General features: G+C 69.5%; 11 protein-coding genes. 4 read left to right on the top strand and 7 right to left on the bottom strand.

The window, feature by feature from the left end:
* The first annotated feature begins 105 nt into the window (after window positions 1-105).
* Complete coding sequence (locus ACIRGA_RS27375) at window positions 106-1,746, top strand: DEAD/DEAH box helicase (RefSeq protein ID WP_400945912.1); 1,641 nt, start codon at window positions 106-108, stop codon at window positions 1,744-1,746.
* Between the two features lie 182 nt (window positions 1,747-1,928).
* On the opposite strand, the gene ACIRGA_RS27370 is transcribed toward ACIRGA_RS27375, so the two are convergent.
* The 4 genes from ACIRGA_RS27370 to ACIRGA_RS27355 form a co-directional block, all read right to left on the bottom strand.
* The gene (locus ACIRGA_RS27370) at window positions 1,929-2,861 is read right to left on the bottom strand and encodes an acyl-ACP desaturase (RefSeq protein WP_400945910.1); all 933 of its coding nucleotides are present in this window, start codon (window positions 2,859-2,861) and stop codon (window positions 1,929-1,931) included.
* Window positions 2,862-2,951: 90 nt separating this feature from the next.
* Window positions 2,952-3,836, bottom strand: coding sequence for an ABC transporter permease (locus ACIRGA_RS27365; protein ID WP_400945908.1), 885 nt, complete (start codon window positions 3,834-3,836; stop codon window positions 2,952-2,954).
* On the bottom strand, window positions 3,823-4,605 hold the full coding sequence (locus tag ACIRGA_RS27360) for an ABC transporter ATP-binding protein (protein WP_340685061.1): 783 nt from the start codon (window positions 4,603-4,605) through the stop codon (window positions 3,823-3,825). The genes ACIRGA_RS27365 and ACIRGA_RS27360 overlap by 14 nt, the downstream gene beginning before the upstream one ends.
* Before the next feature lie 16 nt (window positions 4,606-4,621).
* On the bottom strand, window positions 4,622-5,683 hold the full coding sequence (locus tag ACIRGA_RS27355) for an ABC transporter substrate-binding protein (protein WP_400945905.1): 1,062 nt from the start codon (window positions 5,681-5,683) through the stop codon (window positions 4,622-4,624).
* Between the two features lie 216 nt (window positions 5,684-5,899).
* Between ACIRGA_RS27355 and ACIRGA_RS27350 the strand changes: the two genes are divergently transcribed.
* Window positions 5,900-7,420, top strand: coding sequence for a sensor histidine kinase (locus ACIRGA_RS27350; RefSeq protein ID WP_400946002.1), 1,521 nt, complete (start codon window positions 5,900-5,902; stop codon window positions 7,418-7,420).
* Here ACIRGA_RS27350 and folP read toward each other — a convergent pair.
* Window positions 7,417-8,283 (bottom strand): dihydropteroate synthase, encoded by an 867-nt coding sequence (gene folP, locus ACIRGA_RS27345; RefSeq protein WP_400945902.1) that lies wholly within the window; start codon window positions 8,281-8,283, stop codon window positions 7,417-7,419. The two genes, ACIRGA_RS27350 and folP, sit on opposite strands and share 4 nt — an antisense overlap.
* Before the next feature lie 236 nt (window positions 8,284-8,519).
* On the opposite strand from folP, the gene ACIRGA_RS27340 reads away from it, so the two are divergent.
* Together ACIRGA_RS27340 and ACIRGA_RS27335 are read left to right on the top strand one after the other, a co-directional pair.
* Window positions 8,520-9,680 carry a glycoside hydrolase family 105 protein gene (locus ACIRGA_RS27340; RefSeq protein ID WP_400945899.1) on the top strand — a complete coding sequence of 387 codons (1,161 nt, stop codon included), beginning with the start codon at window positions 8,520-8,522 and terminating at the stop codon, window positions 9,678-9,680.
* A 144-nt stretch (window positions 9,681-9,824) separates the two neighbouring features.
* Complete coding sequence (locus tag ACIRGA_RS27335) at window positions 9,825-10,829, top strand: winged helix-turn-helix domain-containing protein (RefSeq protein WP_400945897.1); 1,005 nt, start codon at window positions 9,825-9,827, stop codon at window positions 10,827-10,829.
* Between the two features lie 98 nt (window positions 10,830-10,927).
* Here the strand turns inward: ACIRGA_RS27335 and ACIRGA_RS27330 are convergent, their stop codons facing one another.
* Complete coding sequence (locus tag ACIRGA_RS27330; RefSeq protein ID WP_400945894.1) at window positions 10,928-12,499, bottom strand: alkaline phosphatase D family protein; 1,572 nt, start codon at window positions 12,497-12,499, stop codon at window positions 10,928-10,930.
* A 43-nt stretch (window positions 12,500-12,542) separates the two neighbouring features.
* Window positions 12,543-13,199, bottom strand: a complete 657-nt coding sequence (locus ACIRGA_RS27325; RefSeq protein WP_400945892.1) for a hypothetical protein — start codon at window positions 13,197-13,199, stop codon at window positions 12,543-12,545.
* Window positions 13,200-13,277 lie beyond the last annotated feature (78 nt).

Here is a 13,277-nt window from a genome sequence, read left to right as displayed (position 1 = left end):
TTTCGTTGTCGAAGACCACGCGCCGCGGCCCCCGAGGTCTGCGCCGGGCAGGACAACCCTTTCTATCCTTACGGAGATACCAGGGCGCCCCGCGCCCACACGCTTATGAGCACACCTACTTTCACCGAACTCGGCCTGCCCAAGACCCTCGTGGACTCGCTCGCCGAGCAGGGCGTCACCAGCCCGTTCCCGATCCAGGCCGCCACGCTGCCGCATTCGCTGGCCGGCCGCGACGTCCTCGGCCGCGGCCGCACCGGCTCCGGCAAGACCTACGGCTTCGTGCTGCCCGTCCTCGCCCGGCTCGCCGACGGCCCGACCCGGCGCCGCCCCGGCCGCCCGCGCGCGCTGGTCCTGGCGCCGACCCGCGAGCTGGCGACCCAGATCGAGGCGTCGTTCCTGCCGCTGGCCAAGCCGCTCGGCCTCAAGGTCACCACGATCTTCGGTGGCGTCAGCCCCAACCCGCAGATCACCCGGCTGCGTGACGGAGTCGACATCGTCGTCGCCTGCCCCGGCAGGCTCGCCGACCACATGCGTTCGGGCGAGGCGAAGCTCGACCACGTCGAGATCACCGTGCTGGACGAGGCCGACCACATGGCCGACCTCGGCTTCCTGCCCGACGTCCGGCGCATCATGGCCGAGACCCCGGAGCGCGGGCAGCGGCTGCTGTTCTCCGCGACCCTCGACGCGGGCGTCGACGTGCTGGTCAAGCGCTTCATGCACGACCCGGTGACGCACAGCGTCGACTCGGCCCAGTCGCCGGTCTCGACCATGAAGCACCACGTGCTGCACCTGGAGGAGACCCACCGGTTGCCGGTGCTGATCGACCTCACCGCCGCCCCGGGCCGCACGCTGGTCTTCACCCGCACGAAGCACCGCGCCAAGCAGCTGACGCGCAAGCTCATGGCCTCCGGCGTGCCGGCGGTCGAGCTGCACGGCAACCTCGGCCAGACCGCGCGGACGCGCAACCTGGAGGCGTTCGCGTCGGGCGCGGCGAAGACGCTGGTCGCGACCGACATCGCCGCTCGCGGTATCCACGTCGACGACGTCACGCTGGTCATCCACGCCGACCCGCCGGTCGAGCACAAGGCGTACCTGCACCGGTCCGGCCGGACCGCGCGGGCCGGGGCGTCCGGCACCGTCGTCACGCTGATGACCGACGCTCAGGTCGGCGACGTTCGCGACCTCACCCGCAAGGCGGGTATCAAGCCGACCACGACGCAGCTCGGCCCCGGCCACCCGCTGCTGTCGGAGCTGGCGCCCGGTGAGCGTTCGTTCACCGCGTCGCCGCGGCGGCCGATCGTGGACACGCGGCCGAAGCGGGTCAGTGCCAGCGGTGAAGCCATCCCGGGCAAGGGCGAAGACGAAGACCGTCCGGCGAGTGGTGGACGTGGCGGCCGCGGTGGACGCGGCCGAGGCCCCTCCGCCGGCGGCCGTGGCGCTTCCGGTGGCGGCCGTCGCAGCGGCTCTTCCGACGGGCGTTCGCGCCAGCCTCGCTCCGAGGGCGACCGTCGCGGCGCTTCCGCTGGTCAAGGCCGTCGCGCGGCCGAAAGCACCGGACGTCGCGAAGGCGCGCCCAAGGGTGGCGGCCAGGCCCGTCGCGGTTCCGCCGAGTCGCAGCCGCGCCGCGGTTCCGGTGCCGCCAAGTCGCAGTCCTCGCGGAACCAGTCCGGCGGTGCTCCGGCCCGTCGCGGCGGTGCCGCCGCGTTCTCCTCGGGGACCCGGGCCGGCTCGCGCCGCTCGCGCTAGCCTCTCCGGCTTCCTTCACGCGAGTTACGCCTCTGAACACGCGAGTTACGCCTCTAGTCACGCGAGTTACGCCTTCCGTCCCAGCACGGCCGGCCCGACTCAGCGTGCTTGGAGGCGTAACTCGCGTGTTCGAGTGCGTAACTCGCGTGATTGGGGGCGTAACTCGCGTGATCGGGGGCGGATCACGCGTGTCGGGCGGCGGCGCGGGCTTCAGCGGCCGCGCGACGCTCTTCGAAGCGCGAAGCTTGCGTATCGAGGGCCTTCAGGAACTGGTCGAGTTCGTCCCGCGCCTTCTCCCCCACCTCGCCGAGCCCTTCGAGCTCGAAGATCTTCCACTGGCGCAGCAACGGCCAGATCACCTCGTCGTGGTGGATCCGCAGGTCGTAGATGCCCGCCTTCGCGATCAACGCGGCCTTCCGCACGAAGCTCGGGATCACCGCGCCCGGCATCGCGAACCGGACGACCTCGTCGGTGATGGCGCGCATCATCGCGTCGGGGGAAAGCTCCAGCGACGCCTGCACCAGGTTCCGGTAGAAGAGCATGTGCAGGTTCTCGTCCATCGCGACCCGCGCGAGCAGCTTCTCGCACAGCGGATCCTGCGTGTACTTCCCGGTGTTGCGGTGTGAGATCCGGGTCGCCAGCTCCTGGAACGACACGTACGCGAAGACGTTCAGCAGCGGCTTGTCGCCGCTGTCGTAGCCGGCCTCCATGGTCTGCATCCGCATGCGCTCCAGCTCGACCGGATCGACCGCGCGCGTCACCAGCAGATAGTCGCGGATGCAGATGCCGTGGCGGCCCTCCTCCGCCGTCCAGCGGTGCACCCAGGTGCCCCACGCGCCGTCGCGGCCGAAGGCGCGCTCGATCTCGCGGTGGTAGCTCGGCAGGTTGTCCTCGGTGAGGAGGTTGACCTCCAGGGACGTCCGCGCGATCGGCGACACCCGCGACTGCTCGGGATCCCACGCCTCGCCGCCGAGGTCGGCGAAGTTCCGGCCCTCGTCCCACGGCACGTACTCGTGCGGCATCCATTCCTTGGCGACCGAGAGATGCCGGTTGAGGTTCTCCTCGACCGTCCCCTCGAGCTCGAGCATCAGCCGGGTGGTTTCGGGGACCGCCATGCGTCTCGTCCTTCCGGGACAACGGAAAACGCCTACCTACGACACCGTAACTTACGGTGTCGTAGGTTTGCCACCTCCGGAAGGTGAACGCTAAAGCGAGGCCGTCAGCCCCCGTGCCCGCAGGACCGACCGTTCGAGCGGGCGGAACACCAGCAGCTCGATGCCGACGCCGACCAGCAGGATCAGGAAGATCGCCGAGATCACGCCTTCCATGCTGTTGAACGACGAGCCCTCGTTGAGGTACGCGCCGAGGCCCTTGCCCAGCGCCGGCGACAGCGCGATCAATTCGGCGGCCATCAGCGAACGCCACGAAAACGCCCACCCCTGCTTGAGCCCGGCCAGGAAACCGGGCAACGCGGCGGGCAGCAGGATGTGCCGCGCCGACGAAAGCCGGTTCGCCCCCATCACCTGTCCGACGCGCGGCAGGATCGGTGGGATCTGGTCGATGCCCGAGACTAGACCGTTCGCGATCGAAGGCACCGAACCCAGCAGCACCACGAAGTAGATCGAAGCGTCGTTCAGCCCGAACCACAGGATCGCCGCCGGCACCCAGGCGACCGACGGAAGGCTTTGCAGCCCGGTCAGAAACGGCCCGACCGCGGCGCGCACGATCCGGACCTTCGCCACCAGCAGCCCGAGCGGGGTCCCGATGACCACGCCGATCAGGAAGCCCAGCGCGGCCCGGTGCACCGACGTCCAGACGAATTCGAAGATCTCACCGTCGACGGTGATGCCGACGAGTTCGTCCCACACCGCGAGCGGCGACGGGAGCATGGCCTCCGGCCAGAACGCGGCCGCCCACAAGGCCTGCCACAGCGCGATCAGCAACGCCAGGAAGACCACCGGCGGCACGAAGCCGCGCAGGAACCGCTTTCCCCGGCTTTCCCGGCGTTCCCCGGTGGGGGTGTCGAGCGAGTCGAGGCCCGCTCCGACGGCTTCGTCCGCCGCTGTTTCGGGGCGGTCAAGCCGCGGCATGGGTACTGATCACCTCCCGGAGATGGCCGGTGATCTCCAAGGTGAGCTCTTCGGCGTCGGAAGCCTGCACGTCGCGCCATTCCCGCACGACCCGGCCGGGCCGCGACGAAAGCAGCACGACCCGCTGGCCCAGCCGGACGGCTTCGCGGACGTCGTGGGTCACGAACAGCACCGAGGTGCCGGTGCTGCGGTAGACGCGCAGCAGTTCACCCTGCAGGACGTCGCGGGTGATGGCGTCGAGCGCGGCGAACGGCTCGTCCATCAGCAGCAGCGACTGCTCCGGGTCACCGCCGACGCGCAGGGTCGCGGCCAGGGCCCTGGCGAGCGCGACGCGCTGCCGCATCCCGCCGGACAGCTCGTGCGGCCGCTTGTCGCCCGCGCCGCCGAGGCGGACGAGTTCGAGCAGTTCGGCCGCCTTCTCGCGGCGCTCGGCCCGGCCGAAACCGGCGAGCCGCAGCGGCAGTTCCACGTTGCGGGCCGCGGTCAGCCACGGCATCAGCGCGGCTTCCTGGAACATGACCGCGGGCCGGGAGGTCTCGAGGGTGATCGAGCCCGACGTCGGCCGGTCGAGACCGGCGACCAGGTTCAGCAGCGTGCTCTTGCCACAGCCGGAGGCGCCGAGGAGACAGACGAACTCGCCGGGGGCGACCGTCAGGTCCATCCCGTCGAGGGCCACGACGGCGCGGCCGGTCGGCCCGAACGCCTTCCGGACCCCGTCGAGGCGCACGGCGACACCGGTGGACAGGCCGGGCTCCAAGGTGGTCGTCATCGCTGATCCCCTCCGGTCACTTCGTCAGCCCGGGCGCGTTCACGCCGGGCTTGCCCTGCTCTTCGAGCACGGCGTTGAGCGGGCCGAAATCGGCGAACCCCTTGAGGTCCACCGCGGACTTCACCACGCCCGCGGTCACCGAGTCCTGCGCGAGCTGGGTGAAGGTCGACGCCACCGGGTCGATGCCGAGTTCGATGCCGGAGAACGCGCGGTCGAGCACGGCCTCGCTCAGTGTGCTGCCCGCGAGCGCCTTGAGTTCTCCGTTGACCACCTTCTTCGCCTCGGCGGGGTTGGTCTTCGCCCAGTCGATCGCGGCGAGTTCACCCTTGAGGATGGCGGTGACGGTCTCCGGGTGCTGCTGCAGGAACTCGCTGCGGACGATCACGACCGTGGTCGGGAACTTGCCTTCCGGCCACAGGTTCTTCTCGTCCACGAGGACCTTCGCGCCCGCGTCCAGCACGAGCCGCGACGACCACGGCTCCGGCAGCCAGCCGCCGTCGAGTTCGCCCTTCTTGAAGGCGTCGAACGTCTTCGGGTTGTCGAGGTTGGTGACCTTGACGTCGGCCAGCTTTTTCTCGGCGACGAACTTCTTGAGCGCGACGTCCTGGGTGTTCGCCAGCGACGGCGTCGCGATGTTCTTGCCGGTGAGCTGCTCGGGCGCGGCGATCTCGGGCTTCACGACCAGCTGCGCGCCGCCGGTGACCGCGCCGGAGACCAGCTGGATGGCGCCCTTGGACTTGGTGAAGGCGTTGATCGCGGGCCCGGAGCCGATGAAGGCTACGTCGAGCGAGTTGCCGAGCAGCGCGTTGACCTCTTCGGGGCCGGCGTTGAACGTCTGCGTGGTGAGCTTCGTCGAGCCGAGTTCCTTGGCGAAGAAGCCGTTCTTGGCCCCGATGAGCGCCGGGGCGTGCGTCACGTTGGGGAAGTACCCGACGCGCACTTCGGCCGCGGCACCCTGGCTCTTCTGCTCCGCCGGAGCGGCGCCGCTGTCCGCGCGTGAACACCCCGCGATCCCACTGGCCAGAGTCAGGGCGGCGAAGGCCGCGGCCAGCGAACGGGCTTTGTGGTGGGTGCGCACGGGAGGTCGCCTTTCGGAGGATACGACTCGGCTCGGGTGGTGGCGCGAGAGTCGCATGTTCACCCACGTGCCTGCATCGCCATCCGAATGACGGGAAAGATGCTGAGAATCCTTGACACCTGGCGGAACTGCTGTTCCACATTTCAAGACCGGTGTAACGGTTCAGGCCGAACGGGCGAATCACGCTTAGTGGTGACGCACCCTCGGACCGTCGCGATGGCGGGCGTGCTGACCGCCGGGATCGGCATGGGCGTCGTCGCGTCGACGCTCAAGATCGCCGACGGCACGCACTCCGTGCTCGACATCACCCTCTCGGCCACGACGGGGTTCCTCTTCCTCCTCGCCGGCGCCGTCGCGCACGTGCGCCGGGCCTCGAATCCCATCGGCCTGCTCATCGCGCTGGCCGGGCTCGCGTTGTTCGCCGAGGATCTGCAATTCGCCGGTGACGCCGTCACGCACACCGTCGGACTGGCGCTGGCGGCCGCGTCCAGCCCGGTGATCGCACATCTCGTGCTTGCCTTCCCCCACGGGAGACTCGGGTCACGCTGGGAACGAGCGCTCGCCTTCTCCGCGTACGCCGTGGTGTTCGGGTCGGCCGTTCTCGGCCTGCTGGTCAACGACGATCCGAAGAACCTCGCCGCGGTCGCCGCGTCGCCGGAGGCCGAACAGCTGGTCAAACGGCTGCTGGAGCTGGTCGGCGCGCTGATCGGCGGCGGGGTCGTGGTGGTGCTGCTCTACCGCTGGCTCACCGGACGGCTTCCGCAGCGGCGGCTGCTCTCCCCCGTCCTCGCGATCGCCGTGGTCGGCGCGGTGAGCACGACGGTCGGCAGCGCGCTCGGCTCCGGGCACCCGTTCTCCGAACCGCTGCTGGACGTCTACCGGATCTCGTTCTGCCTGTGGCCGCTGACGTTCCTGATCGGGGTGCTGCGGGCGCGGGTCGGCAACGCGGAGATGATCCGGCTCCTGCTGGAACGCGACGGCTCCGGGCTGGCCGCGCTCGTGCAGGACGACGAGGTGTGGAAGGACAGCCGGTCGATCGACGCGCTCAACGCCGCGGCCGGACTGGTGCTGGACAACCAGCGGCTGGCCGCGGAACTGGAGGAGCGTCTCGTCGAGGTCCAGGCCTCCCGCGCCCGCATCGTCGCCGCCGCGGACGACGAGCGCAGGCGGGTCGAGCGGGACCTGCACGACGGGGCACAGCAACGCCTGGTCAGTGTCGTGCTGCTGCTGCGGATGGCGGAACGACGGCTCGGGGACGACCTCACCCCCGCCGTCGCGACCCTGCTGAGCGGCACGATCGACGAATTGCAGGCCACCGTCACCGAACTGCGCGAACTCGCGCGCGGGCTCCGGCCGCCGATCCTCACCGAGGCCGGGCTGATCCCCGCGGTGCGGTCGCTGCTGGACCGGGTGCCGATCGCCGTCGACCTCGCGGGGGCGGACGTGCCCCGGCTGAGCGGCGCTGTCGAGGCGACGGCCTACTTCGTCGTCTCGGAAGCGGTCACCAATGCCTTGAAACACGCGCGGGCCCAGCAGGTCCGGGTACGCATCCGCGTCGAGGCGGACGGCCTGCGGGTGGACGTCCACGACGACGGAACCGGCACGGCCGATATCGACGGCGGCTCCGGGCTGCACGGCCTTCGTGACCGGGTCCGCGCGCTCGGCGGCGAACTGACCGTCGCGAGCGAACCCGGTTCGGGCACCACGGTTTCGGCCGTCATCCCGCTGGACGGCTAGGCGAGCCCGCGGATCGCGCGCGCGGGCGGCCGCACCCCCTGGATCGACGCGACCATCTCCAGTACCTGCCGCGTGCGCCGCACTTCGTGAACCCGGAACACCTTCGCCCCTTCGGCCACCGCCCAGGCGGTCGCGGCGAGGGTGCCATCGACGCGATCCGCGAGTTCCACGCCGAGCGTCTCCCCGACGAAGTCCTTATTGGACAGTGCCATCAGCACGGGCCAGCCGGTGTCCGCCAGCTCCCGCGCGTGCCGCAGCAGCGCCAGGCTGTGCCACGTGTTCTTGCCGAAGTCGTGCGTCGGGTCGATCAGCACCCCTTCACGCGGGACACCGAGCGCCACGACGGCTTCGGCGTGGGCCGTCGTCTCCTCGACGACGTCCGCGACGATGTCCGGGTATCGCACCCGGAACGGGCGGGTGCGCGGGACGGCGTTCCCGGTGTGCGAGCAGACGTAGCCGGTGCCGAACTCCGCGGCGACTTCGGCCAGTTTCGGATCGGCTCCCGCCCAGGTGTCGTTGATCAGGTCCGCGCCCGCCTCCGCCGCGCGCCTGCCCACTTCGTGGCGCCAGGTGTCGACGCTGATCACCAGGTCGGGGTGCAGTTCGCGGATCCGCTCGACGAACGGGACCACCCGTCGGATCTCTTCCTCGACATCGACGTCCGCGCCGGGGCCGGCTTTGACCCCGCCGATGTCCACGATGTCGGCGCCGTCCGCCACGGCCCCGGCGACGGCGGCGAGGGCGTCCGGATCCGAGAAGGTCGCACCCTTGTCGTAGAAGGAATCGGGGGTCCGGTTGACGATCGCCATGACCAGGGCACGGTCCCGGACGACGCGGCGCCCGCGGAAGGTCAGCTCGTTCACGCACCGATCGTAAGCGAGCGGACGCCACACCGGAGAGTGCCGCCCAGCGGGACCGTCCCGGGGACCGGGAGCGCCCATTCGGGTGGCGTATCTGATATATGACGTAAGAGATCGGATCTCTCTTGACTCGTCGGCGAAGACCCCGGTAGACGTTGTTCAGCCGGGATGGCGACGGACGGCGGATCGGCATCCCGGCCACTCACTCCCCCGGTTTACCGGCGCAGGAAGGACCTCGAATGTCACCGGATCCTCTTCGCGCGGCCCGGCTTTCGCGGCGCACCGTACTGGCGGGAACCGCGGGCGCCCTCGGCGCGCTCACCCTGCCCGGTGTGGCCGCCGCGGCCCCGGTGGACTGGTCGCGGGCGATCGTCGACTCGACGATGAAGCGGTTCACCCCGGCCACCCTCGGCGGCTGGGGCTACACGCGCGGCCTCTACCTCTACGGCCAGTACCTGGTGTACCGGCGCACCGGCGAGAAGTCCTACCTCGACTACATCCTCGCCTGGTACGACCGGTTCGTCACCGAAAGCGGGATCTCGAACGGTTTCACCAACCTGGACGCGATGCGCTCAGGGCAGATGTTCCCCTTGCTGTACACCGAAACCGGGCAGGCGAAGTACAAGACCGCGGCGGAGCAGCTGCGCGGCCGTTTCCCGTCCTATCCCCGGACGTCCGACGGCGGGATGTTCCACGCCACGAGCAAGGTCGGGCAGCTGTGGGCGGACGGCGTGTACATGGCGCAGCCGTTCCTCGCCCTGTACGGCAAGACCTTCGGAGATGCCGCGTACTGCTACGAAGAGGCCGCGAAGAACGTCAGCGTTTACTTCGACCACCTCAAAGAACCCGCCAAGGGCCTGCTGTACCACGCCTACGACGAAGACGGCTCGGAAGCGTGGGCTTCGGGCCCCGGACGGCATTCGAAACACCACTGGGGCCGGGCGATCGGCTGGCTCGGGATGACGGCGATCGACCTCCTCGAAATCCTCCCCCGCGACCATCCGCGACGCCGGCGCCTCGTCGACGTCGTCAAGTTCCTCGCGGCCGGCTACACCCGCTGGCAGGACCGGGCTTCCGGCCGCTGGTTCCAGGTCGTCGACCGGGGCGGCGACAAGGACAACTGGCTGGAGACCTCGGCTTCGGCGATGTACACGTTCCTGCTCTCCCGCGCGGTGGAACGCGGCTACGTCGGCCCGGAGTACGGACCTGTGGCCGCGAAGGGCCACCGCGGCGTCTTGTCCCAGGTTTCGACCGGTCCCGACGGATTGACCGATATCGCGAATATTTCCGAGGGCACGAATGTCGGCGACACGGCGTATTACTACGCGCGTAAACGCAACACCAACGATTTCCACGGTCTCGGCGCGTTCCTCATCATGAATGAGCAACTCGCCCACTGAGGTCGCCGCACCGGCCGAAGGGCGCCTTCCCCGCTTCCGACCTGGGGAAAGCGCCCTTCGGCCGTTTTCCGGGCGGGTGCCGGGTATTGACGGGAGGCGCTAACATCGCGTGCTGCGACGCCCACTCCCAGGAGGGACGACCGGATGCGCGAGACGCCGCCCCCGGCTTCTTATACCCGGCTCGAACTCGGTGACACCGCCACGATCCCGGTCGGTGTGACCGTTTCCCCGCATATCTCACTGGTTTCGATGCTCGTCGAGGTCGTCGGGGGGTACGACCGCGGCCTGCCCGCCGCCTGGCGTCGTCAGGTGGGCTCGGCGATCCCCGAGCAGGGATACCGCGCGGCGAGCGCGCTCGCCCGCCGCGGCACCTCGGTGCAGCCGGACTTCATCGTCCCGATCAGTCCCGGTGAGGACTCTTCCGCCGCCGCCCAGGCGGAAATGCTGCGCGAACTGCCGGAAGCCGACGTCCTGAAAGGCCTCGAAGAGGTCTTCGGCGACCGGCTGCCCGCGCAGTGGCGGCAGGCCGCCGACCATCCGAGACGCTGGGTCGCCTCGCTCGCGGACGCCTTCATCGCGACCAGGCTGGCGACCGAGAAGCTCTGGACCAAGGCCCGTCCCCTGCTCGACCGCGAGATCGAACGCATCGGTGTCGCCTCCGTCCGCGGCGGGACCGACGCGGTACTCGGCCTGCTGCGGCCCCATTTCCGGTTCAGCAACGGCTGTCTTCTGCTGCCCGACGCCGAACCGGCGCGGTACACCACCCGCGGCCGCAAGCTGATCCTCGTCCCGATGCTCGCGGGCAGCCGCTCGGTGGTGTCCAACTTCGACGAAGAGGACGCCATCTGGATCGGCTACCCGCTGCCGGGGCTCGACGGCCTGCTCGACAACGGCAGGCCCGAACCGGCCCCCGGGGTCGACGGGCTCGACCTGGTGGTCGGCGCCCATCGCGCGAAACTGTTGCGGCACTTGGGAAAGCCCGCCCGGATGGGCGAGATCGCGAATCTGCTCTCCTGCGCCGCGAGCACCGCGACCTACCACTGCGAACAGCTCGTTTCGGCGGGTTTGATCCAGCGGCACCGCGAGGGTCAAGTCGTGCTCGTGGTCCGGACTCCCCGCGGCGACGCGCTGGTGGACCTGCTCTCCTGACCCGATGCGGTGGTGGGCTGAAAGCGCCCTTCACCGCATCAGATGCGACGAAAGCGTCCTTCACCGCGTCAGACGAGGTGAAGGACGCTTTCAGCCCACTAGACCCGCTGCAGCCCCGGCTTCCCCGCCTCGACGACGTAGGACCGGTCCGCCGCCAGGGTCACCTTCGAGAAGTCGTACTCCGTGGTGTTCGAAACCGTCATGAAATCCGCCCGCATCTGCGTTTGCGACGCCGTCACCCGGACATAGCCGCGCTTTCCCCGGCAGTACTTGATGTGCGGGTTGTTCGAGAGCCACGTCGACGACGGGTCGGTCGCGGTGTCGCTGTTGCTCGTGACCGAAGTCGTCACGAGTTCCGAACCGAACACCGGGTCGCTGTGGTTGAAGTAGTCGCGGCGCAGATCGGCCGCCCAGTGCCGGTGGACGTCGCCGGTCAGCACGATCGGGTTCGGCACCTTGCGGTCCACGATGCCCTTGGCGATCCGGTCGCGCGAGGCCTCGTAACCCTGCCAGGAGTCGGGGCTCTCACACGTCGCCTTGTTGCCGTCGCCGTCACGGGTGGCGAAGAAGACCTGCTGGCCGAGGAAGTCCCACTTCGCCGGAGCCGTCTCCAGCGCCTTCAGCAGCCACGCTTCTTGCGTGGTGCCGAGAATGCTGCGCGACGTCGACCGCATGTCCGTGCACGCCGGTCCCGCCGAACCGGACGGGTCGGGCACCTGCGCGTTGCGGTACTGACGGGTGTCGAGCATGTGGAACCGGGCGAGGTTCCCCCACGCGAACTGCCGGTACAGCCGGATCGTCGAGCCGCTCGGCTTGGCGGTGGACCGGATCGGCATGTTCTCGTAGAACGCCTGGAAGCCGGCGGCCTTGCGCTCGGCCGTCGCGGGACTGGTGGTGCCGTTCCAGTTGTTCATCACCTCGTGGTCGTCGAAGACCACGATCCACGGCGCCATCGCGTGCGCGTTCTGCAGGTCGGCGTCGGTCTTGTGCTGGGCGTGCCGGGCGCGGTACTGGGCGAGGGTCGTCACGTCCTCGCTGAAGGCCAGTCTGCGCGGGTTCAGCTCGGCGGCGGCGCGGCCGGACTTCCGCTCGTACATGTAGTCGCCGAGGAACAGCACCAGTTCCGGGTTGTCGGCGAGCATGCCCTTGTACGAGTGGTACCAGCCTTCCTCCCAGTGCTGGCAGGAGGAGAAGCAGTACTTCAGCTGATTCACCGCGGCACCGGCCGCGGGTGCGGTCCGGGTCCGGCCGACCGGCGAGATGTAGCCGCTGGTCTTGAACCGGTAGAAGTACTCGCGGCCCGGCTGGAGCCCGACCGGCTCGATGTGCACGCTGTGCCCGGAGGCGCGGGTCGCGGTCGCGTTGCCGCTCTGGACGACCGAGGAGAACGCCTGGTCGTTCGCGATTTCCCAGTCCACTGTGTACGAAGCGTCCGGCATTCCGCCGAAACCGTCGGGGTTCAGCGGGGCGGGAGCGAGCCGCGTCCACAGGACGACGCTGTCCGGCAGCGGGTCGCCCGAGGCGACACCGAGCTGGAACGGATCATGGATGGCGGGCGCCGCCGCCAGCGTTCTGGCGTTCGCCCACGAAGGCACCGTCGACGATATCGCCGCCGCCGAAACCGCCGCGGCTCCACCGAGGAGTACCGCCCGCCGATTCACCTGGCCCATGAAAATTCAACCTTTCGAAGTGGGGAAAGAACGGGGAGGGATTTCACGCGGCGTAATCGGTGATGCCGCCACTGCAGGCTTCGAGCGTCGGATTGGCGGCGGCGTTGGCGACGCAGACCTTGTAATAGACCCAAGATCCCTTCGCGACCGGCACGGCCTTGTCGACGTGGGTGCCGTTGCCACCGGAGGCCCAGACGTAGAACGGGCCCGCGCCGCCCTTCAGCCAGTAGGCGACCACGGCGGACTTGCCGTCGGCGTCCTTGTCGTAGACGAGGAAATGAGCATCCGATGAACGGAACTGCCCCTCACCCGCGCAGACGCCGGTGGAACATTCGGCGCTGCCGGAACCGACTCCGCAGTCGGGTGCGATCCGCTGATCGGATCCGGTGTAGACGTAGCCGTCCGAGATGTAACCGCCGAGCGCGGGAACGTAGTCCCACAACGTCGTGGTCCCCAGCGGGCCGGCGACCGAGGTCCCGATCGTCTGGCAGTCGATGGTCACCGTGGCGCCGTTGGCCACCGTGCGCACCGCCGTCGAGGTGGTGCTCGGGGCGCGGCGGACGTTCAGCGGGTCACCCGCCGTCTTCACGGTCCCGGTGGCCGCGGCCAGTGCGGGAGTGGCTCCGGCGAGGCCCAAGGCGCCCGCCGTCACCAGCACGAGAAAGAAACCGGCGAGCCGCCGGACACTTGAACGCTTCATGGCTTCAGCGTCGAGGGGCGTCGTACACATCACGTACAAACCGGACGGCCGTCTGCACATGCATGCGAATGGATCTAG

The sequence above is a fragment of the Amycolatopsis sp. NPDC102389 genome (genome assembly GCF_044765885.1).
GTDB lineage: Bacteria > Actinomycetota > Actinomycetes > Mycobacteriales > Pseudonocardiaceae > Amycolatopsis.
The sequence above is the reverse complement of the archived record's forward strand: the minus strand, read 5'-3'. Positions and strand labels throughout refer to the sequence as shown.

Coding starts and splice junctions, on each gene's coding strand:
- ACIRGA_RS27370 (WP_400945910.1), bottom strand. CDS start 2,861: ATGGCGGTCCCCGAAACCACCCGGCTGATGCTCGAGCTCGAGGGGACG.
- ACIRGA_RS27365 (WP_400945908.1), bottom strand. CDS start 3,836: ATGCCGCGGCTTGACCGCCCCGAAACAGCGGCGGACGAAGCCGTCGGA.
- ACIRGA_RS27325 (WP_400945892.1), bottom strand. CDS start 13,199: ATGAAGCGTTCAAGTGTCCGGCGGCTCGCCGGTTTCTTTCTCGTGCTG.
- ACIRGA_RS27335 (WP_400945897.1), top strand. CDS start 9,825: ATGCGCGAGACGCCGCCCCCGGCTTCTTATACCCGGCTCGAACTCGGT.
- ACIRGA_RS27340 (WP_400945899.1), top strand. CDS start 8,520: ATGTCACCGGATCCTCTTCGCGCGGCCCGGCTTTCGCGGCGCACCGTA.
- ACIRGA_RS27360 (WP_340685061.1), bottom strand. CDS start 4,605: ATGACGACCACCTTGGAGCCCGGCCTGTCCACCGGTGTCGCCGTGCGC.
- ACIRGA_RS27375 (WP_400945912.1), top strand. CDS start 106: ATGAGCACACCTACTTTCACCGAACTCGGCCTGCCCAAGACCCTCGTG.
- ACIRGA_RS27350 (WP_400946002.1), top strand. CDS start 5,900: ATGGCGGGCGTGCTGACCGCCGGGATCGGCATGGGCGTCGTCGCGTCG.
- ACIRGA_RS27330 (WP_400945894.1), bottom strand. CDS start 12,499: ATGGGCCAGGTGAATCGGCGGGCGGTACTCCTCGGTGGAGCCGCGGCG.